Origin of the sequence: Megasphaera cerevisiae DSM 20462, assembly GCF_001045675.1 — a bacterium.
GTDB classification, from domain to species: Bacteria; Bacillota; Negativicutes; order Veillonellales; family Megasphaeraceae; genus Megasphaera; species Megasphaera cerevisiae.
Genome location: NZ_LEKT01000010.1, coordinates 1 through 20,664 on the forward strand (window position 1 = coordinate 1; position 20,664 = coordinate 20,664).

A 20,664-nucleotide genomic window follows, 5' to 3' on the forward strand; every position below is an offset into this window, starting at 1 on the left:
TCATTACCCGGGAGGATATCGTCAAGAAGCAAGCTAAATCCGTAGAGGATGTCATATTCAGTGAAACAGGCGTATCGCGGACCGTAGACGCGATGGGCCGTGTTGGCGTGTCCATTCGCGGCGCCGAACCGCGTCACACCCTGATCCTTGTGGACGGACAAGCCGTCATGGGGGACTTTGCCAAATACTACGGTGCCGGGGACGAGCTCCTGCGTCAGGGCACGGAAAACGTCGAGCGCATCGAGATCATCCAGGGTGCTGCCTCGGCGAAATACGGCTCCGACGCCATTGGCGGCGTCATCAACATCATTACCCGCAAGCCCGCGAAAACCGCCGGCATGGAGGTCAACGTAGAAGGCCGCCGCGTCAAGGGAGACAGCGACGTCTTTCCCTATCAGAACGTCTTTCTCCGCGCCGATTCCGGCCAGATGGGCAAGGTCCGGGCGACTATATTTGGCAGTAAGAGGGATGTATTGCCTATTTATGATAACAGCGGCATGACTCTGCTGCCGCCCAGTATCATGACGACGGACCTAGGCAATTATAAAAATTCTCTGCGTTATTACGGTACTATCTCTAACGTAGGCCTGGCCGCGGAATATGACGTGAACGATCATAACACGATATCTTTTAATGCCAATCACTACAAGGAAGACCTGAAAAAAGATACGAAGCATACCAATATGTGGATGGAGCCATATCAACAATTTAAACGTACAGCAGACCGCAATACCTATGGTCTGTCGTGGAAGGGGAATAATCAAGGCAGTACGGACTGGAATGTAGAGCTGAACTATGCCCGCATGAATGAAGATGATATTGCCCTGACCAGTGATTATCAAAAATCCATTTACGAAGGCAAGAATACCCTGAATTACGTCGACGACATCGACCATCGCCAATACGACTTCAAGGCCAGTGCGAACACGCAGGTCAATGACCGGCACCTGCTCACCTACGGCGTGACTTATACCTATGAAAAGGGCGAAGGGAGCCGTCTGAAAGGTGCACCTGATACGGCTCAACAAGCTATCGATCCCTGGAACTATGACAAGAGCCTGAGTATTGACCAGAAGACGGGACAGCCTGGTTCATCAGTTCATGATTATCAGTATACTACTAATGAAAATGGTATCCCGCAATGGGACTATGACTATGAATATTATGGATATGATGGAAAAAATGAAAACTCTCAAAAACCAGATTTTACGTATGATAAATATTTGAAATATTTTGGTAAGATAACTACAATGGGAGATGCTGATAGAGCCTATGCGTCTATGCCAGTAGAAATCCAGAAAAGTGCCCAAAAATTATACCAGCAACTAGTTAATGATCCGTCAAATAAAGGAAATTTGTTAGTGACTAATGTCAATTGGCTGCCACAAGCAATAGCTGCGTATTATCAAAATGGAGTTTCTTTCTTTAGTGCGTTAAATTTAAATGGAAAACAGTTTCAGGAAGTCTATAAATTTTTGCAAAATAAGCAAACAGTTGGAAGGGCCAGTATACGCAAGCAAAGCTTTTTTTTACAGGATACGTGGCAGGTCAATAAAGACACTGTTTTGGCTCCCATTATCCGTCTCGATCACAGCAGCCTCTTTGGTTCTACGGTGACAGCCAATATGGGCATGACCCATAACCTGGGCGGCAACAGCCACCGCCGCCTGAAAGCGAATTTTGGAACAGGTTACACCGAGCCGGGCATGGGCGAACTCTATTATAACTGGGAAATGTACAGCGGCAGTGCGGCAGGGTTGGGGACAGGCCGGCTGGGCTGGTACTGGATCGGCAATCCCGACCTGAAACCGGAAAAATCCGTCAATATCGATTTGTCTGTGGAAGGGGAAAATGCCAATACCTATGCCCGGGCTGGACTATTTTACAATCGAATCAGAGATTATATGACTACCTATTTTACAGGTAACTTAATAGATTTTCATCCGGAATTTAATGAAAATAATATGCAGGGATCTTGGAAATTTTTAAATCCTCCAGATATGATTTACAGCTTCAAGAATATTGGCAAAGCGGAAATTACAGGCTTTCAGGCTTCGGTAGAACAGAAATTCGGCAGCCATTGGAAAGGAAAACTAGGCTATGCCTGGCTCCATGCCGTGAATAAAAGCGATCCCGACATGCCCCGTCAGCTCCTGGACAAGCCCCAGCACAAGATCGATATCGGCATCTCCTATGACAATGTCAAAAGCGGCTGGAGCGGTTCTCTCTGGGGAGATTACTACATTAACATGCTGGACAGCAATTCCGTAGCTGGGAATGGCAATTACCTGATCTCCTACTCTGATCCCAGTGATCCGACAGGAAACTCCTCTATTATCGAATATAATTTTGCCGAAGGAGGCAAGCAGACCTATCAAAAGAAGACCTTCGGCATTTGGAACGTCATGGTCCAGAAGAAGCTGGACAAGGATTCCCTCGTCTATTTCGGCGTCGACAATCTCTTCAATCATCGTGACTATGACCGGGCCCTGCAGGAACGGGTCTACAAAATGGGCTTCAACATGAAATTCGGCTACGATGGACATAAGAAAGATGAAAAGAAAAAGACGGTTGTAACGAATGCCGTTGCAGAAGGGCAAGGAACGGGTGTTGCAGGCAAAGATGGCAAAGCGGTTGTACGTGCAAATGGGAAGATCGTTGCAGGAAGTGCGGCTGCAGAACCGAGAGTACCGCGCGATGCCTTTATTACGGCGCCTTTTGACGTGGACAAGAAGTCCGGCGTGGAACTGATCGGCGACTATCAGGCCCGCTGGAACGTCCATGGCGGCAGTGACAAGCCAAGCGCTACGGTTACAGCAACGACCCATGTAGGCGATGCGGCGAAAAATATGCTCGATCAAAAGGGCCACGGCTTTGAACAGCGCCTGCGCCTGGGATTTGACGCCCGCATTGGCGACAATACGAATATCACCGTTCTGGGAAGCGCTTCCGGCATGAGCGGCGTCGATACGAAGCACGACGTCAGTGACGCCAAAGGCCTGAACCATCAGCGTCTCGATATTGTCGATGTGACTCAGCATGCTGATAAGTGGGACTTCTCCATTGGCCGTCTTACGGAAGCTATGGGCGTCACAGGGTACTGGTTTGGCAAGGAGTACGACGGTGGACGGGCTGTCTGGACCAGCGGCAAGAACCAGGTTCGCCTGGGCTACGGTGATTTCAGTTCCAGTACAGGGATTACGGACAGTGCATATACTCATTCTATCTATAAAGAGTTTTATCGGGCGCCTACAGCATATGAGTTTATAGGATTAAATTTAAATATGCTTTCTAAACCGGCGGGAGAAGTAGAAAATGTAACTACCGATAACAATAATGTCTTATTCTATCAGCAATTGAAAAATGCCAAAACAGTGGAGGAACGGGCCGCAATTATAAGTCGAATGTATGATCTGGCATATAGGGCATATGGAAATAAGTTGTATGAAACTACGGCTGGGGCAACGAATATTGATATTTTCGGATCAACTGTCCAATATGCTGGTAGTGGTAATCTGGCAACTAGGATAAGGCCGTCAGAGGTAAAAGATTTGCTGTTAAATCCCAGACAATGGTGGGATTCTAATCAGCAAACCATGATAGATGGATATGTTCAATACTATAGGGACTTGATAAAAACGAATCAGCAACGTGATATTACATCGGAAGAAGAAGACGGTGTTAAAAAGGCTGCTAATAAAGCTTTAAAGGCAGATGGAGCCTATGAGGCATTTTACGAGAGAAATTATGATAGCGCAAATATTGGGGCAGGTGGGGAAGATGGCGATAATAAAGTAGTAGTTAATGGAATAACTAATACGGTTTTTCGTGTTCTTTGTTGGGGAGTACACACGAACGATGACAAGTCTTCATTGCCGCGAGGCCCGTTAGGTGATGTTATTGGGGCAATCATCAAAGTTTCCGGTACAGAATTGCAAAAAGACACGATCCCGGCCATCGAACGGGCCGCCTACATCCAGGCGAAGCATTCCTTCTCGCCGGACTTCGGCGTCATGGCCTGGTACCTGCGCTCCACCGGCGATGACAAGCATAGTTTCGCAGCGGCTCACGGTGATACGAATGACATCGCCTCCTTTGATCAGCTGGCCAACGTCTTCGGCGTTGGCGCCCAGTGGCATGTCGGCGACAAAGCTACGGTCTCCCTGGACTACGGCCAGAACCGCACCGACTTTGCCCGCTATATGAACGGTCATACGATCTACGAAAATCACGAAGCGGGCAACTCCACCTTTGACTTTGGCGGCCGAGCCGCTGGCGGTACGCCCCACTTCTGGGTGGCCCGTGTCGACATCGGCAAGTCCGATACGGATAGGCCCGGCAGCTGGAATGCCTTCGCCGACTACAAATATTTCCAGCACGGCTCCTTCTTCGGCGGCAACGGCACGGAAGGCGTGCCCGACCGCTATCTCGACGGCATCAAGAGCTTCACCGTAGGCGGCGGCTACGTCCCGGCCAAAGACATCCTCCTGGAAGCCTTCTACACCTTCGACGCCAAGGGCATTGGTAAGCGCGACACGCTGTATGGCAGCGAAAACTTCAGTCTGGGAGACTACACGAGAATCCAAATGACATATCGTTTTTGAGTGCGGCAACTCATATGACGGAATCCCTTTGTTATGGCAAGTTCCATGAATGGAACAACTCCCACGCGGCTTCCGGGTATCTTTTTCGGTATATGTGAAGCGTCATCCTTGTTTCGGCAAAAAAGACTGGGGAACCGGTCTTTTTTGTTATATACGGTATAGGAGCAGGCCGCAATGTATCTGATAACCTAAAGATCATCGGTACGATACATAGCTGATAAAACGTTGTACAGACAAGGGGGCGTTTCTTTTATCCCGCAGGGCCAGGCCGATATTGCGGGAGGCCGGCACATCAAGTTTGCGCAGGACAATGTGATAAGGAATCCGTTTGAGAATAAGTTTGGGAAGAATGCTGATACCGAGTCCGCTTTCTACCATGGACATGATGGCGTAGTCGTCCCAGGTGGTAAAGTGAATGTCCGGCGTAATGCTGTATTGTTCAAAGAGATCTGATACATCACCTTGACACGTCTTTTTCAGCAGGAGAAAGGGCCAGTTTTCCAGGGCATGAATGGGTACCGCATCGTAATCTGTCAGGGGGTGATTTTCCGGCAGGACGGTCAGAAAAGGATCTTCTTCCAGAAAGACCGTATCCAATGGCTTTCTGGCTGGCAAGCGAATAAAGCCGCAGTCTACCTGGCCTTTACTGATCCATTCTTCGATTTCATCGTAATCTCCGAGCTTCAGCTCATAATCCATATGGGGATAATCCTTGTGGAAGGCTTTGATGACGTTGGGAAGCCAATGAGTTGCGACGCTGGAAATGGTACCGATGCGAATAAGGCCTGCTTCCAGCCCTTTCAACTGATCCACCTGAGCTTGCAGCTTTTGGAATTCCTGACAGACCCTGGCCGCATAGGGAAGGAGACGAACCCCGTCTGAAGTGAGGCGAATACCGCTGCGATCCCGTTCCAGCAGGGCGATGTGCCATTCATCCTCCAGATCGCGTATCATGCGGCTGATACCGGATTGTGAGTAGGATAATGCTTCGGCGGCTTTGGTGAAGCTGCCGTACTCCACTGCTTTTACAAAGGCCACATATTTTTGGATATTCATATCCATACCAAATACAACCTCCTTTTACATCTGACTTTGTTATGCTTTAGATGATAAATATTTGCTTTTATCATGCTATAGATCATGATACACTAAGGCCAGTGAGCACACAAGATATATGCATGAATTGACTGGGAGGGATAGGACATGGAGCAGGCATTGTGGAAGTACCTTTTGTCATTGTTTATTTTTGGATCGAATGGCATTATTGCAGCGTATATACATGTACCCAGTTTGCATATTGTATTGCTGCGGGCCTTGATAGGTGCTATTTCGTTAGCAGCAGTCTTTTTATGTATGAAAAATAGGGTAACCGTATTTCACCATCCGCGGGATTTGTTTTATTTGGTATTGTCCGGAGCCGCCATGGCGGGAAACTGGGTGTTTTTATTTGAAGCCTATGATCTGATCGGTGTCAGTGTGGGGGCCGTTCTGAATTACTGCGGTCCGGCGATTGTTGTTTTATTATCTCCTGTAGTGCTGCATGAGCGTCTGACGAAGGCTAAAGTGGGGACTCTCACAGCGGCTATGGCGGGAGTGGTACTTATCGGCGGGCAGGCGGCTGTCAGCGGTTTGAATCTGCCGGGTCTGGCCTGCGGCCTGGCAGCGGCGTTGTTTTTTGCCGGCATGGTACTGCTTAATAAGCTGATTCGCCATATACACGGACTGGAGTGCGTAGTGGTTCAGCTTGTGACGGTCTGTATCGTTCTGATTGGGTATGCCAGTATAAAACAAGGGTTACATATTTCTTTTTCAGAATCGGATGTGGTTCCTGTAATATGGCTGGGGATTTTAAATACGGGCATATGTTATTATTTGTATTTTTCTTCCATGCGTACCTTATCTGTGCAGACCATTTCCATCTGCGGATATTTGGAACCGCTGGCAGCTATTTTGTTGTCCGGCCTGCTGCTTCACGAGACTATGGGAGCGCTGCAGTGGCTGGGAGCTTTTTTGATTATCGGCGGTGCCGTATGGTGTGAGTGGAGGAACCGGCGGCAACTTTCGTATAGTCTGTAATACCGGCAGCAGAATAAAACAATATATTTTGTGCATGATGATGGTTTTTTACAAGATTTGCGTTGTATTTCATGGCATAATAAGGTTAGCATACGAAGAGACAATGAAGTCTGATATAGATTTTATTGTCTCTTTTTGCATTTTTTATTATGATTCGGAGGGATTTATATGATACATCGTAAATGTAAGCTGATCCTGTGTGCGTGTGCAGCTGTTCTGACTATGCTGGCAGCCGGCTGCGGGTCATCATCTGATTCTGTCAAAAGCACATCGCAGGATAAGCCAAAGCTCGTGGATACGATCAAGTCCAGAGGCGAATTGGTCATCGGCACGGCGACAGGGTATCCACCGTATATTTTTTTGGATACATCAAAGCCCGGCAAGGTATACGCCGGATTGGATATTATGCTGGCACAGAAGGTGGCCGATAAGCTGGGAGTCAAATTGAAGGTTCAGGATATGGTTTTCCAGGCGTTGCTGTCTTCACTGTCTTCCAATAAGGTGGATCTGGCTATCGGCGGCATCAATCCGACGGACGAACGCCGCAAGACCTTTGATTTTTCCGACGTGTACCTTGTTTCTCATAATCGGATGATTATCCGGAAAGCCGATGCTGATACATATAAAACTATTGCAGATTTCAAAGGGCAGACCATCGGCGTGCAGAAATCATCGACGCAGGAAAATGTGGCACAGACGGAAATGCCTGACAGCAAGGTGGCGTCGCTGGCATATGTACCGGATGCCGTTCTCGAACTGACCCAGGGCAAGGTGGCCGGTGTCATTGCCGAGGATGTGGTGGCACAGCAGTATTTGATGATGAATAGTAATTTGATGATGCTGGATATTACTTTCCAAAAAGACAAGAAAGAATCGGCGATTTGTGTAAATAAAGGAAATGAAGATTTGCTGGCTGTATTGAATGAAGTCATTAAAGAGGAAAAGGCCAATGGAGATATGGATAAATTTCTGGATGAAAGCGACAAGCTGGCTGTAGGATTGGCCAAGCAGTAAGGGAGTAGTGAAACGCATGTTGAAGGCTGTCATGTTTGAAGAAATGAAAGAATTAACTAAAAAGCTGGTTGCTATTCCCAGTATCAACGGTTCGTCAGGTGAAGCGGCCATTGCCGATTTTATATACGGGTATGTGTCCGGTATGCCGTATTTTCAGCGGCATCGGCAGGATGTATTTACCCAGGCGCTTCCGAAAGATCAGCTGGGCCGGAAAAATGTGTTTGCTCTGCTGCGGGGAACTAAAGGAAACAGCAAAAATACGCTCATTTTTCATGGACATATGGATACGGTTGGCGTTGAGGATCTGGGTACGCTGAAGGAGTTTGCCTTTGATTGCGACCGTCTGGCCGAAGAAATGAAAAAGCTTCCCCAGACAGAGGAGGTACGGCGGGATTTGGAATCGGGAGAGTATTTATTTGGCCGCGGCGCATCGGATATGAAGAGCGGCGATGCGGTGTTTCTGGTTTTGCTCAAACATCTCAGCGCGCACCCGGAGGAACTGGACGGCAATATATTGTTCATGTTTAATCCGGTGGAGGAAAATCATCATACCGGCATGATTACGGGTCTGGAGATATTGAAACAATTTCAGGAAAAAGAAGGGCTGCAATATTTGTTTGCTGTCAATAATGATTATATATGCCCCTTGTATGCCGGGGACAGCAAACGCTATATTTATACAGGCACGATGGGAAAAATACTACCCTGTATGTATGTATTGGGAAAGGAGACCCATGTCGGACAGTGCTATGAAGGTGTCAACGCGGTTAATTTGGCATCGCGTATCGTTCAGGCGATTGATTTGAATGCGGATTTGTGCGATGCGTACGACGGCGAGCTGGCGCTGCCTCCTGTAGCGCTGAAGCTGCGGGATTTGAAGCCGTGGTATAATGTACAGACGGCCAGGGAGGCTTTTGCCTATTTCAGCTATATGATTGAAGACGGTGAGACGGCGGATATCTTGCATCGTCTGCGGGACCTGTCGCAGCATATTCTCGATGATATGATAGCCTGCCAGCAGGAACAGCTTCAGACGTATTCGCAGGCGGCAGGTATACCGTACAAACCGCCTGCGTTTGAGGGCAAGGTATATCTTTTTGAGGAATTGATGGCGTTGGCGGCAGAACGGGAATTAGTACATATAGAACAAAATCTGGCGGAATTGGCGGTTCGGGGACGAGAGAACCATGATGATGCGCGGGATATTGCGCTGGCTGCCGTGCAAGAGTTGTGCCGCCAGCTGCAGCTGAGCGGCCCGGCAGTCGTATTGTTTATTGCGCCGCCTTATTTGCCTCATAATACGCTGCATAGGGACAAGCCGGATGAAGCGCTGCTTATGAAGGGACTGGAGCGTATTGCCGGGGATATGTCAGCGCAGACGGGAGAAACCTTTGAGGTGCTTCACTTTTTCCCAAGCTTGAGTGACAGCAGCTATTTGAAAATCGATGATAGTCCGGCTTCCGTCGCTGCTTTGACTCATAATTTTCCTGTGCATGAACAGCTTTTTCCGTTGCCTATGGATATGATACGGCAGTTGTCTATCCCAGGTATCAATTACGGCTGCTATGGCAAGGATGCGCATAAGCGCACGGAACGGTTGTATATGCCATATAGCTTTGGCATTTTACCGGAACTTATCCTTAAAACTATTTATACGTATTTGGCGTAAGCGAACGGCCATTGAAGAAAAAAAAACAGCAGATAATGAGACAGTGCACGGCAGAAATGTATTTTCTGACAGTGCGCTGTTTTTTTGCGCGCGGTGAAATAACGTAATGATGGTAAAACAGAAAATTATGGCATTGAATATGGCAGAATCCGTGTATAAAAGCAGCATTGTTAAAGAAATGGTAACATATTTTACAAAACTTTACATTTCTTACACAGGAACCTTACACGTCCTTGTTAGGATAAGAATGTATTAGGGATCACGCATAGATTCTATATCACAAAGGAGAGGATTTATAATGAAATTGAAAAAAGTTATTCTTGTAGCCTTAGCTGCCATGATGGTTTTGGGTGCGGCAGGCTGTGGAAGCGAACAGAAGAGTGATGCAGGTGCTGCGAAAACGGCGGCTGTTTCCGGCAGCATTACCGGTTCTGGCTCTTCGGCTTTGCTGCCACTTGTCAAGGATGCGGCAGAAAAATTTAAAGAAAAAAATAAAGACGTATCCATCAGCCTCAACGCAGGCGGTTCCGGCACTGGTTTGAAACAGGTTTCTGACGGCTCTGTCGACATGGGCAACTCCGATGTTCCGGCTGAAACAAAACTGGATAAAGCCAAGGCGGATAAGCTGCAGGATCATAAGGTAGCCGTTATGACGGTCGCTGCCATTGTAAATAAAGATATTGGTGATAAAGTAAAAAGCGTAACTCGCCAGCAGCTGCAGGATATTTTCACTGCTAAAATCACAAACTGGAAAGATGTCGGCGGTCCGGATGAACCGATTGTCCTTGTCACCCGTCCTAAAACTTCCGGTACACGTGCTCTCTTTAAACAGTATGCCATCAATGATGCTGAAGAAGCCAGCAATAAATCCCTCGAAACAGATAATTCCGGCATTCTTGTGCAGAGCGTAGCACAAAATCCTGGCGCCATCGGCTATGTGGCACTTCCGTATCTGGTAAACGATAAGAGCGTTGTGGCCTTGTCCATTGACGGCGTAGAACCGACACTGGAAAATACGTACAGCGGTAAATATTCTGTATGGGGTTATGAACACATCTATACAAGCAAAGAACCGAAAGCAGCTGTTAAGGCTTTCATTGACTACATTTTGTCCGATGAATATGGCAAACGGATTGAAGAACTGGGCTATGGCATAGGCAGTAAGATGCAGACGAAAGAAGTTCATTAATCGGCGCGGCTAATTAAACTGGGAGGAAATGTAATGAATGCTATCGAAACGGCGGTTTTAAAAGCCCACCGGAACGAGAAAGCAGCCCGATTTTTCATTACAGTATGCGGCATCGGTATGGCACTGGTGCCGTTTCTCATTGGGGGCTTTCTTTTAATCAAAGGTATAGATACCTTTACCTTGTTTGGTCATAGTTTGGGAGAATTTCTCTTTTCCGGACAATGGGACCCGAGTGATACGGCAGAAGGCGGCGGCTCAGTGGGCGCTGGTATATATATATCCGGTTCGCTGGTCACCTGTGCCCTGGCACTGCTGATCACGCTGCCGCTCAGCATTGCAACAGCTATTTTCATGACGGAAATAGCCAAGCCGCGGACGCGCCGCCTGATTCAGCCGGCTATTGAATTATTTACAGGGATACCTTCCGTTGTCTACGGCTGGATCGGCATGACAGTACTCATTCCATTTTTGCGTTTGTTTTTTCCTATGCCTTTTGGTTTTTCCGTATTGGCAGCAGGTATTGTATTGGCTGTTATGATCTTTCCGACTATCACGACCATGGCTGCCGATGCGATGAATGCCGTACCGAAACAATGGCGGGAGGCATCCTATGGATTAGGGGCAACGCGGTGGGAAACCATTGCTCACGTTGTACTGCCGGCTGCTAAGGGCGGTATTTTTACGGGTATTATTTTAGGGCTTGCCAGGGCCTTGGGCGAAGCTTTGGCCGTTGCGATGGTTATCGGTCAGATGAAGGAATTTCCTACGTCACTGTTTCTGCCCGCCAGTACACTGACCACGGCTATTTCGGCAGATATGGGCGGTGCCATGGAGGGCGGTGAATACAGCGCTGCCTTGTGGACTATGGCGCTGCTATTGTTTGTTCTCTCGTTCTTATTTATTTTCCTGATTCATCAATTGAATTCAGCGACGAATTTGAAAGGAAAGGCTTAAAATGAATAGCGTTCAGCAGAAAAAAAGGGCTGACAATATCATGACTGGCCTGTTTTGCGCCGGAGCTGCTTTTGCCGTAGTCCTTCTGATTGGGTTTGTCGGTTTTGTCATTATACAGGGATTTGGACATATGACCATGTCCATGCTGTCTTTTTCTCCGACAGGGTTGGGGAATATGTTTTTCAATACGTTATATCTGGTTCTTCTGGCTCTCATTGCCAGTACGATTACGGGTGTGCCGGCTGGGATATTTCTGGCTGAATATGCCAAGCAGGGCCGCGTTACAAAATGGGTCCGCATGGCCGTTGAGACACTGGCTTCACTGCCATCTATCGTTGTAGGGCTGTTCGGGTATCTGGCTTTCATCGTTATGACGGGCTCGCAATGGAATCTTTTCGCCGGTTCGCTGGCTGTATCCATTTTGACCTTGCCATTGGTAACGTCGGTAACCGAAGATGCGCTGCGCAATTTGCCTGACAGCTATCGTCAGGGCAGCCTTGGGTTAGGCGCATCGCATTGGCAGACTATCTGGCGCGTCCTGCTGCCAGCGTGTTTTCCTCGCATAATGACGGGTCTTATCATGGCTGCCGGTCGTGGCTTTGGGGAAGCGGCGGCTCTTATGTTTACGGCCGGGATGTCTACGGATATTGATTGGAATAACTGGGATATTACATCCTCCTCGTGCCCGCTCAATCCGTTCCGCCCAGGGGAAACATTGGCGCTGCATATTTGGGCTTTGCGTACAGAAGCATTGCAGCCGGATGCATTTCAGGCCGCAGGAGCTTCTTCGGCAATTTTGATGGTTCTCGTCGTTTCGTTCAGCTTGGCAGCACGATATCTGAGTTGGCGGATTGACAAAAAGATGGGAGGAAACAGATAATGGCAGAATTGACGACGACCTTATCCGGATATGGTGCGGCTGCGGCTAAAAAAGAACAGGAAAAGACAGCTGTACGGGAACATGATATCGCTAAGGCAGATCCTGTGGAATATACGTTTGATGTGAACGGACTGGATTTGTACTATGATCAGACGCAGGCGTTGAAAGATATTTCCATGAAGATTCAGAAAAATCAAATTACGGCACTGATTGGGCCGTCGGGCTGCGGCAAATCTACGTTTATTAAAACGCTGAACCGGATGAATGATTGGATTGAAGGCTGCCATGTGACCGGGCAGATTCTGTTTGAAGGCAAAGATATTTTCAAAGAGGTGGATTCTCTGGCACTGCGGTATCGTGTGGGCATGGTATTTCAGCAGCCGACGCCATTTCCCAAAAGCGTTTTTGAAAATGTAGCCTATGGTCCCCGTATTCAGGGAATTTCCAATAAAAAAGAATTGGAAGAAATCGTGGAACAGAGTCTTAGGCAGGCTGCGTGCTGGGACGAAATGAAGGATCGTCTGCATCAGAGCGCGCTGGGCTTATCCGGCGGACAGCAGCAGCGTCTGTGTATTGCTCGCACGCTGGCGGCCCGTCCGTCTGTGATTTTGATGGATGAACCTACATCGGCTCTGGATCCGATTTCTACACAGAAAATCGAAGATTTGGCATTGGAACTGAAAGAAAAATATACTATCGTCATCGTAACGCACAGCATGCAGCAGGCACGCCGCATTTCTGACAAGACGGCCTTCTTTCTCTTAGGGGAATTGCTTGAATTTAATGATACTATTGAAATGTTTACGAACCCGTCCAATCCGAAAACAGAAGAGTATATTACGGGTCGGTTCGGTTAATGGGAGGTTGTGCGTATGTTGGAAGCATATGAAAAATCTGTGCGTGAGTTGAATGCGGAGATCACGTCATTGGGCATTAAGATCGAACAAGCTATCGATAAGACCTGGAAAGCCCTGGAAACTATGGATGTAAAGCTGGCTGAAGAGGTATACCGGGGCGATGATGAAATTGATGTGATGGTCAAGGAGTGCATGCGCAAGGATCTGACAATCAGTATGATGCAGAGTCCGGTGGCAGCCGATTGGCGCAGTTTGATGGCAACTCTTAAAATCCTCTCCGATTTGGAACGAATTGCTGACCACTGTGCAGATATAAGCCATTATGTTATGCATTTGGAACATGCAAATCATCATCTGCCTATTCCGCAGGGACTCAAAGAAATGTACGGCGTTATGTCTTCTATGGTCAGCGACGTTCTTGATTTCTATAAGGGAAAGGAAAGCTCGCAGGCAGAACTGATGCGGGATAAGGATGATATTGTAGATATGGCATTTAATCATCTCATGGAAGAAATTTCTAGGGAAATTACCAGTGATCCGGAACATTCCCGGGATTACATTTCCTTCGTGCTTATTGTCAAATATATTGAACGCATGGCCGATCATGCCAATAATATTGCAGAATGGGTTATATATCGTGATAAGAATGAATTGAATATATAGCATTAGTTTTTTGGAGATAAAGAACTGCGCGGTTAGACGTGCAGTTCTTTTTTTTTGTGCCATATTTTCAGATATTTTTTTATCTGGTATTACTGCATGTGCGAGTCCTTTGTATGAATATTGTATTAGTAAATAGTATCGAGGTAAAACGCTAAGTCATGTATTTTACATATCAACACGGCAGATTTTTCTTCCGTGTTGATATTTTTTTGTCAATGTGAGCAGGTGTGATTTAAATATGCGTTGTATGCATTTTGTATTGGAAATAGAAATTATACATAAGGATTGCAATATGGTACATAATATTTTATAATTAAAGAAAAATTTTAAATAGTGGAATGTTTATCATAATATAGGAATGGTGGAATATGAGTAATAATACTGCAGGTGCCAATACTAATAATAGTATCGTCAAAGCGGTACAACTTTTGAATACGTTTTCAATGGAAAAGCCAAGATTACGTTTAAAGGAAATTAGTGTCATGACAGGCATCAGCCAGCCAACCGCATACAGGATGCTGAGTACATTAAAGCAATTCGGCCTTGTGGAGCAGCATGGCAGCATTTATTCGTTGGGATTGGGACTGCTGCGGTATGAAAGTATTGTACTGAATTCCATTACCTTACGGCGGGTATGTATGCCGTATTTAGAGGAATTATCCTTGAAGGAACGGATCAACGTAAATCTGGCGGTACTGGAGGGCGATGAGGTGTTATATGTCGCAAGAGCGGAAACGCCATACTGCCGGTATGGGTATTTTCACGTGGGAATGCGCCGTCCTGTGTATTGCACAGCGCTGGGAAAGGTACTTGTGTATCAGAAACCGGAGTTGATCGAACGGGTATTTGCCAAGGGCGTTATTAAATGTACCATGAATACGATTACTGATGAAACGGAATTTCGTAAAGAAATTGAAACGGTAAAGCTTCAAGGGTATGCAACGGATCTGGAGGAATGGACGAACGGCAGCAATTGTATTGCGGCACCGGTGTTTGATTTGGGCCGGCGTGTAATCGGTGGTATCAGTATTTCCGGGCCCGTATCTACCTACAGTAGAGAGCAGATTTTAGGGTATCGGCCGATTCTCTTAGAATATGCCAATCGGGTCTCCCTGGCGATGCAGAATTTGGGAGAATCTAATTAATAAAACGGGATCTTTTTTTCAGAAGAAAGCAAGGTCTGCAAATACATGACAGAGGATCAGGTTCCCATGGACAGGGAAAGATCCTCTGTTTTATATATAGAGTAAATAAACCTATTAAATAAAAATATTATTCATATATAGAAATGATATATTCAAATATTGATATAAACAACGTATGGTTATATAATGTAACAAGCAGACAGCATAGTGTTTTTTTTGAGGGAGGGATTGGGAATGGAATATAGTAAAGTAGATACTGCGCATTATATGGTTCGTCTGGATGCCGGTGATGAAATTGTTGCATCACTGAAAAAAATGGCAGAGGCGGAACAAATTACATTTGCTATGATTCAAGGACTGGGTGCGGTCAATGATATCATTGTAGGGGTGTTTGATGTAGAGACGAAACGATATCATTCCAATATGTTCACGGGAAATTTTGAAATCGTTTCACTTACGGGGACAATAGATCGCATGAAGAGAACCTACTACAGTCATTTTCATATCAGTGTCGGAGATGCGAGGGGAATGGTGCTGGGAGGACATTTGAATAAAGCGGTCATCAGTGCGACTGCTGAAATTGTAGTTACCCTGTTGGAGGGCGAAATAGACCGTGAATATAGTGAAGCTGTAGGTTTGAATCTAGTGCGGTTTAAGGACTGATTATACAGTGAAATGTGCAGCATTTTTTTAGCAGGTATGAAGGAGACGGCAGAATAGTATGGAAAAACAGGATCTGATTGTGACGTACGGTACGGATGCAGCCGCAATGACACGGCAGGTATTAGATAAAGCGGATCTGGCGTCTATGATTTCTGATGGCAATGCCAAAATTGGCATCAAGCCGAATTTAGTAGTTGCTAAGCCGCATAACTCGGGGGCGACGACGTCTCCGGTGATGGTCGAAGCCGTGCTGCGGTATTTACGGGAACATGGATTTAAACAGCTTTTGATTTTAGAAGGTTCATGGGTTGGAGATAGTACTAAAAAGGCTTTTTCTGTCAGCGGTATCGAAGAAGCTGCTGAAAAATACGGCGTACCGTTACTGGATACAAAGGATGACGCATACTGCAGGGTACAGGCAGGGCCGATGGAGATGGAAATCAGTAAAACCGCGCTGGATCTTGATTTTATTATCAATATGCCTGTGCTGAAGGGACATTGCCAGACTAAGATTACGGGGGCATTGAAAAATTTAAAAGGATGTATGTCAGATAGGGAAAAGAGGCATTTTCATCTTTTGGGTCTTCACAGGCCGATTGCCTATTTGAATACTGTATTGAAATCCGGATTTATACTGATGGACGGCTTGTGCGGCGATCTTGATTTTGAAGAAGGAGGCAATCCGGTTCCCATGAACCGGATTATCGGGGGAGTTGATCCGGTTTTGGTGGATTCCTATGTGGCTGAAGCTATGGGGTATAGTCCGGAGGAGATCGAATATATAAAAATTGCTCATGAACTCGGCGTAGGTTCCTGTGATATCATTCATGCCAATCGCATTGTACTCCATCATGATCACGTACTTGTCCGGCCGCTTTACTCCCGCAAGGTACAGCTACTGTCGCAGGCTATAGTGGAAAAAGAGGCTTGTTCTGCTTGCTATGCCAATCTCATTCAGGCTCTGGCCCGCCTGCAAGATAAGCATTTATTAGTTCATTTTAAACAGCAGCCGATTTTTATCGGGCAGGGCTTTAAAGGAAAGACCGGCGATGGCGTTGGCTGTGGTGCCTGTACACAAGGGTTCAGGTGTTCGGTTCCAGGGTGTCCGCCAGCAGCGACAACCATTCTTCATGTGCTGCTGCAGGAGATAGGCCGTAAGAGCGCTTTTCCATTCTGATGAAGATACACAAAACAGGAGGCTGACTATATGAGCCAGCCTCCTGTTTTGCTGCAGTTGAATAAAGTATATCTGAGTTGGGGATGGAGGTGTGTCAGTATATTATACAGCAGATATACCCTAAGGCTATCAACTGCATTATTGCTTCATAGATTCTGCAATACTGTTGACCAACTCATCCATCGAAGGTTCTTGTACTGGCGTCATTGCGGAATTTAAGGTAACGACATCGTCGAGGACGGTGATCCCTTTTAACTGTTCATCCAGAAACTGACGCATGAGTGTGCCGGAGGTGCAGGCCCAGGATCCATTTTCCAAAATTGCCACCGTACGGTTCTGCACATTTAGTGCTTTCATATCCATTAGATAATTATGCATTTTTGGATAAATGCCCAGATTGTATGTGACGCTTGCCAGAACAATGTGACTGAGGCGGAAGGTCTCTGCGATCAGATAGGAAATATCCGTACTGGACACATCATACATGGAAACCTTTGTAATTCCCTTTTCTACTAATTTGGCTGCCAGCAGGGAAGCTGCGCTTTCCGTGTTGCCATACATGGAGGCGTAAACTAGCAGTACCCCTTGATCTTCTGGCTCGTAGGTACTCCACTTGACATATTTATCAAGAAAATAGCCGATATCGCTGCGCCATACGAGCCCATGGAGGGGACATATCATTTTGATATCAATTCCGGCGGCTTTTTTTAGCAAAAATTGTACATGGGGACCGTATTTTCCGACAATATTCGTATAATACCGGCGGGCATCGTCGATCCAGTCCCGGTCAAAATTTACTTCATCATTGAAGAGCTTGCCGTCCAGGGCGCCGAAGGAGCCAAAGGCATCGGCAGAGAAGAGCACTCCGTTTGTAGTATCGAAGGTGACCATCGCTTCCGGCCAGTGAACCATGGGAGCAGCAACAAAAGTGACGACATGCTTGCCGAAGGCTTTAGTGTCTCCTTCCTTGACTTCTTCTGCCCGGCCGTCGACAGGAAATCCGAATTGACGCATCAGCATAAAGGCCTTTTCATTGCTGATTACTTTGGTTTCGGGGTGCCGCAGCAGTACTTCTTCAATGGATGCGGCATGATCCGGTTCCACGTGGTTGATTAATAAATAATCAAGAGGGCGGCCTGCCAGCACAGCCTCTATATTTTCTAAAAATTGCCGGCATACAGACCAGTCAGCGGTATCAAATAGTACTGTTTTTTCATCGAGGAGCAAATAAGAATTATAGGATACGCCGCGGGGAATGGGGTGAATATTTTCAAATAAAGCCAGGCGGTGATCATTAGCACCTACCCAATATAAATCTTCGGTCACTTTTCTAACACAATGCATAGTAAATCCTCCTTTTTTAGTCATGATGCTAAAAGCCGGACGGCAGGTCATTTCGAATGAAATCAGAGCAGGCCGAAACGGCTGTATGTGTATCATACCTTGATGAAATTTGTCTTATCTTCGCCGCATTCGGGGCAAATCCATTCTTCCGGTAGTTTATCGAATTTTGTACCGGGGCGGACGTCATTTTCCGGATCGCCCAGCGCCGGATCATATTCATAGCCGCATCCATTGCAGACATAGAGTCCTTGAGGAAGTTCCTTTTTCACGACGGGACGTTTCATTTTCACCATAGGTGGCGCCGGTTTCTTTGCTTCACCGGTATTGAGTGCTTTGGATAAAAGCGGCAGGATTTCCATCAAATCGCCGACAATTCCATAATCGCAGTTTTTGAAAATAGGGGCACCGGGGTTCGTATTGATAGCGACAATTGTTGTCGCATCCTTGATTCCCTTGAGGTGTTGACCGGCTCCAGAAATGCCGCAGGCAATATATAAATTTCCTTTGAATTTTTGGCCGGACATACCTACATATCTGTCTAATGGAACATACTGCAATGTTTCGGCGACGGGACGGGAGGATCCGATAGCAGCGCCGGACTGGATTGCCAATTCCTTGATAAGACTCATGTTTTTCTTTTCGCCGATACCTTTGCCGGCACTGACGACACGTTCTGCCTGAGTAATTGGCGTATTGATATCAATCCCCACAGTGAAATCGTAGCCGTCTCCTTTCAGTGCCGCTACCAGGGCGTCTGTTCGTTCTGCGGCGGAGCCTTCGTTGAAGATCATTTTTTTGCGGTTGCCCGTAATCGGGCCGCGTTTTTTCGCTATCGGCGCGTGCTGTTCGTTGGAAAGCTTGTCTGTAATGTGGGCAGCAATAACAACACGCTGGATTTCATTTGTTCCTTCATAAATCGTGCAAATTTTAGCATCGCGATAGGCGCGTTCCACTTCCATACCTTTTAAGTAACCGGTACCACCGAAAATCTGCAGCGCGTCATTGACAATTTCCAAACCGCTGTCGGAAGCATATTGTTTGGCCATGGCCGCTTCCATACTGTAGGATTCATGATTTTCTTTTAATTCTGCCGCGCTGTATATAAGCAGGCGGGCGGCCCGAAGCTTTGTTGCCATATCGGCTAGTTTAAAGGAGATACCCTGCTGCTGGCAGATTGGTTTGCCGAATTGAATGCGTTCTTTTGAATATTCCAGAGCATGTTCATACGCCCCTTGGGCAATACCCAGAGCCTGAGAGGCAATGCCGATACGTCCGCCGTCCAGAGTGGACATGGCGATCTTGAAGCCTTCGCCCTCCTTGCCTAGTAAATTTTCACGTGGTACAAGGACATCGCTGAAAAGCAATTCAGCTGTTGAGGAGGAACGGATACCAAGCTTATCGTAATGGTCGCCAAAGGTAAAACCTTTCCAGCCTTTTTCTATGATAAAAGCACTGATACCGCGTGTGCCTGCCATGGGATCTGTTACGGCAAAAACAACGTATGTATCAGCTTTATCTGCATTTGTAATAAAAATCTTGTTGCCGTTCAGTACATAGTGATCGCCCTCCAGCACTGCTGTCGTTTCTGTACCGCCGGCATCGCTGCCTGCTTCTGGTTCAGTCAGGCCAAAGGCGGCCAGTTTTTGACCTTGGGCCAGAGGCGTCAAATATTTTTTCTTTTGTTCTTCTGTGCCGTACGCAAAAATAGGCCAGGAGCCTAAGGACACATGGGCAGATAGAATAACTCCGGTGCCGCCATCGACACGGGACAGTTCTTCTACGGCAATCGCATAGCTGATGATATCCAGTTCGGCGCCGCCGTATTTTTTCGGGTAGGGGATGCCCATCAGTCCCAATTCTCCCATCTTTTTGACGGCATCATCGGGGAAACGGCTTTCCTTATCCAATAAAAACGCGATAGGTTTTACTTCTGTTTCGGCAAATTCGCGAATTTTTGCACGAAAGTTTTCATGTTCGGTAGTTGTTTTAAATGACATACATACAGCCTCCTTCGGAGATATTATTTGGGATATTTATGATTAAAAATATCCAGTATTGATATATATGATAATACTTTTCTTCTTTGCTCTATACGAGTACGCGTTTGACAGCGGCTGGTATGGAATATATATAGCAGGAGCGCAGAATAAAGTTTGATAGCAATATGTTGCTGACAGACAATTGTTGTTGCATATAGAGAATACATGAGATTCTCTATGTGACGGTATCATTATAATATTTTGGATTAAAAATATCAATTTTAGAAGGGCATATTATCAAGAAAAATTTTCGAAATGAAAATAGACATAAAGCAATATAAAAAAATGGCTTAATTATGTATTAAAAAAACGATTAGTTTCTATGAACTTATTTTTCTACCGGTATAGCAGGGCCATATCCGCTGAGAGAATAAAAAAAAACGGTACCCT

General features: G+C 46.4%; 15 protein-coding genes. 12 read left to right on the forward strand and 3 right to left on the reverse strand.

All coding sequences use genetic code 11. From position 1 onward, the window contains the following. The coding region (locus AB840_RS04540) for a TonB-dependent receptor plug domain-containing protein (RefSeq protein ID WP_048513656.1) at window positions 1-4,604 on the forward strand (4,604 nt) is incomplete at its 5' end. A gap of 195 nt (window positions 4,605-4,799) precedes the next feature. On the opposite strand, the gene AB840_RS04545 is transcribed toward AB840_RS04540, so the two are convergent. Then, window positions 4,800-5,666, reverse strand: a complete 867-nt coding sequence (locus AB840_RS04545; RefSeq protein ID WP_048513657.1) for a LysR family transcriptional regulator — start codon at window positions 5,664-5,666, stop codon at window positions 4,800-4,802. Window positions 5,667-5,807: 141 nt separating this feature from the next. Here AB840_RS04545 and AB840_RS04550 point away from each other — a divergent pair, with 141 nt between their 5' ends. The 11 genes from AB840_RS04550 (at window position 5,808) to AB840_RS04600 (ending at window position 16,891) form a co-directional block, all read left to right on the forward strand. Next, window positions 5,808-6,680: a DMT family transporter gene (locus AB840_RS04550; protein WP_048513658.1), complete on the forward strand. Its 873-nt coding sequence runs from the start codon at window positions 5,808-5,810 to the stop codon at window positions 6,678-6,680. Between the two features lie 168 nt (window positions 6,681-6,848). Beyond that, window positions 6,849-7,694 carry a transporter substrate-binding domain-containing protein gene (locus AB840_RS04555; protein ID WP_048513659.1) on the forward strand — a complete coding sequence of 282 codons (846 nt, stop codon included), beginning with the start codon at window positions 6,849-6,851 and terminating at the stop codon, window positions 7,692-7,694. 16 nt (window positions 7,695-7,710) lie between these two features. Continuing rightward, window positions 7,711-9,363 (forward strand): M20/M25/M40 family metallo-hydrolase, encoded by a 1,653-nt coding sequence (locus AB840_RS04560; RefSeq protein ID WP_201775873.1) that lies wholly within the window; start codon window positions 7,711-7,713, stop codon window positions 9,361-9,363. Between the two features lie 298 nt (window positions 9,364-9,661). Continuing rightward, on the forward strand, window positions 9,662-10,552 hold the full coding sequence (locus AB840_RS04565) for a phosphate ABC transporter substrate-binding protein (RefSeq protein ID WP_048513660.1): 891 nt from the start codon (window positions 9,662-9,664) through the stop codon (window positions 10,550-10,552). 33 nt (window positions 10,553-10,585) lie between these two features. Then, window positions 10,586-11,506, forward strand: coding sequence for a phosphate ABC transporter permease subunit PstC (gene pstC / locus AB840_RS04570; protein WP_048513661.1), 921 nt, complete (start codon window positions 10,586-10,588; stop codon window positions 11,504-11,506). A gap of 1 nt (window position 11,507) precedes the next feature. Continuing rightward, window positions 11,508-12,386, forward strand: coding sequence for a phosphate ABC transporter permease PstA (gene pstA, locus AB840_RS04575; protein WP_048513662.1), 879 nt, complete (start codon window positions 11,508-11,510; stop codon window positions 12,384-12,386). Continuing rightward, window positions 12,386-13,243, forward strand: a complete 858-nt coding sequence (pstB, locus tag AB840_RS04580) for a phosphate ABC transporter ATP-binding protein PstB (RefSeq protein WP_078791717.1) — start codon at window positions 12,386-12,388, stop codon at window positions 13,241-13,243. Before pstA ends, pstB begins: the two co-directional genes overlap by 1 nt. A gap of 15 nt (window positions 13,244-13,258) precedes the next feature. After that, on the forward strand, window positions 13,259-13,906 hold the full coding sequence (phoU, locus tag AB840_RS04585) for a phosphate signaling complex protein PhoU (RefSeq protein WP_048513663.1): 648 nt from the start codon (window positions 13,259-13,261) through the stop codon (window positions 13,904-13,906). Window positions 13,907-14,274: 368 nt separating this feature from the next. Next, window positions 14,275-15,051: an IclR family transcriptional regulator gene (locus tag AB840_RS04590; protein WP_048513664.1), complete on the forward strand. Its 777-nt coding sequence runs from the start codon at window positions 14,275-14,277 to the stop codon at window positions 15,049-15,051. 234 nt (window positions 15,052-15,285) lie between these two features. Next, entirely contained in the window at window positions 15,286-15,714 is a 429-nt protein-coding gene (locus AB840_RS04595) for a PPC domain-containing DNA-binding protein (protein ID WP_048513665.1), read from the forward strand. Between the two features lie 58 nt (window positions 15,715-15,772). Next, entirely contained in the window at window positions 15,773-16,891 is a 1,119-nt protein-coding gene (locus tag AB840_RS04600) for a DUF362 domain-containing protein (protein ID WP_048513666.1), read from the forward strand. Window positions 16,892-17,029: 138 nt separating this feature from the next. Here the strand turns inward: AB840_RS04600 and AB840_RS04605 are convergent, their stop codons facing one another. Together AB840_RS04605 and AB840_RS18460 are read right to left on the reverse strand one after the other, a co-directional pair. Beyond that, window positions 17,030-18,235: an FprA family A-type flavoprotein gene (locus tag AB840_RS04605; protein WP_048513667.1), complete on the reverse strand. Its 1,206-nt coding sequence runs from the start codon at window positions 18,233-18,235 to the stop codon at window positions 17,030-17,032. A gap of 92 nt (window positions 18,236-18,327) precedes the next feature. Then, window positions 18,328-20,232 carry an acyl-CoA dehydrogenase family protein gene (locus AB840_RS18460; protein ID WP_074502828.1) on the reverse strand — a complete coding sequence of 635 codons (1,905 nt, stop codon included), beginning with the start codon at window positions 20,230-20,232 and terminating at the stop codon, window positions 18,328-18,330. Between the last annotated feature and the right edge of the window lie 432 nt (window positions 20,233-20,664).

What these genes read in the sequence shown, in the direction of transcription:
- AB840_RS04545 (WP_048513657.1), bottom strand. Translation starts at nt 5,666, where the DNA reads ATGGATATGAATATCCAAAAATATGTGGCCTTTGTAAAAGCAGTGGAG.
- AB840_RS04550 (WP_048513658.1), top strand. Translation starts at nt 5,808, where the DNA reads ATGGAGCAGGCATTGTGGAAGTACCTTTTGTCATTGTTTATTTTTGGA.
- AB840_RS04555 (WP_048513659.1), top strand. Translation starts at nt 6,849, where the DNA reads ATGATACATCGTAAATGTAAGCTGATCCTGTGTGCGTGTGCAGCTGTT.
- AB840_RS04560 (WP_201775873.1), top strand. Translation starts at nt 7,711, where the DNA reads ATGTTGAAGGCTGTCATGTTTGAAGAAATGAAAGAATTAACTAAAAAG.
- AB840_RS04565 (WP_048513660.1), top strand. Translation starts at nt 9,662, where the DNA reads ATGAAATTGAAAAAAGTTATTCTTGTAGCCTTAGCTGCCATGATGGTT.
- pstC (WP_048513661.1), top strand. Translation starts at nt 10,586, where the DNA reads ATGAATGCTATCGAAACGGCGGTTTTAAAAGCCCACCGGAACGAGAAA.
- pstA (WP_048513662.1), top strand. Translation starts at nt 11,508, where the DNA reads ATGAATAGCGTTCAGCAGAAAAAAAGGGCTGACAATATCATGACTGGC.
- pstB (WP_078791717.1), top strand. Translation starts at nt 12,386, where the DNA reads ATGGCAGAATTGACGACGACCTTATCCGGATATGGTGCGGCTGCGGCT.
- phoU (WP_048513663.1), top strand. Translation starts at nt 13,259, where the DNA reads ATGTTGGAAGCATATGAAAAATCTGTGCGTGAGTTGAATGCGGAGATC.
- AB840_RS04590 (WP_048513664.1), top strand. Translation starts at nt 14,275, where the DNA reads ATGAGTAATAATACTGCAGGTGCCAATACTAATAATAGTATCGTCAAA.
- AB840_RS04595 (WP_048513665.1), top strand. Translation starts at nt 15,286, where the DNA reads ATGGAATATAGTAAAGTAGATACTGCGCATTATATGGTTCGTCTGGAT.
- AB840_RS04600 (WP_048513666.1), top strand. Translation starts at nt 15,773, where the DNA reads ATGGAAAAACAGGATCTGATTGTGACGTACGGTACGGATGCAGCCGCA.
- AB840_RS04605 (WP_048513667.1), bottom strand. Translation starts at nt 18,235, where the DNA reads ATGCATTGTGTTAGAAAAGTGACCGAAGATTTATATTGGGTAGGTGCT.
- AB840_RS18460 (WP_074502828.1), bottom strand. Translation starts at nt 20,232, where the DNA reads ATGTCATTTAAAACAACTACCGAACATGAAAACTTTCGTGCAAAAATT.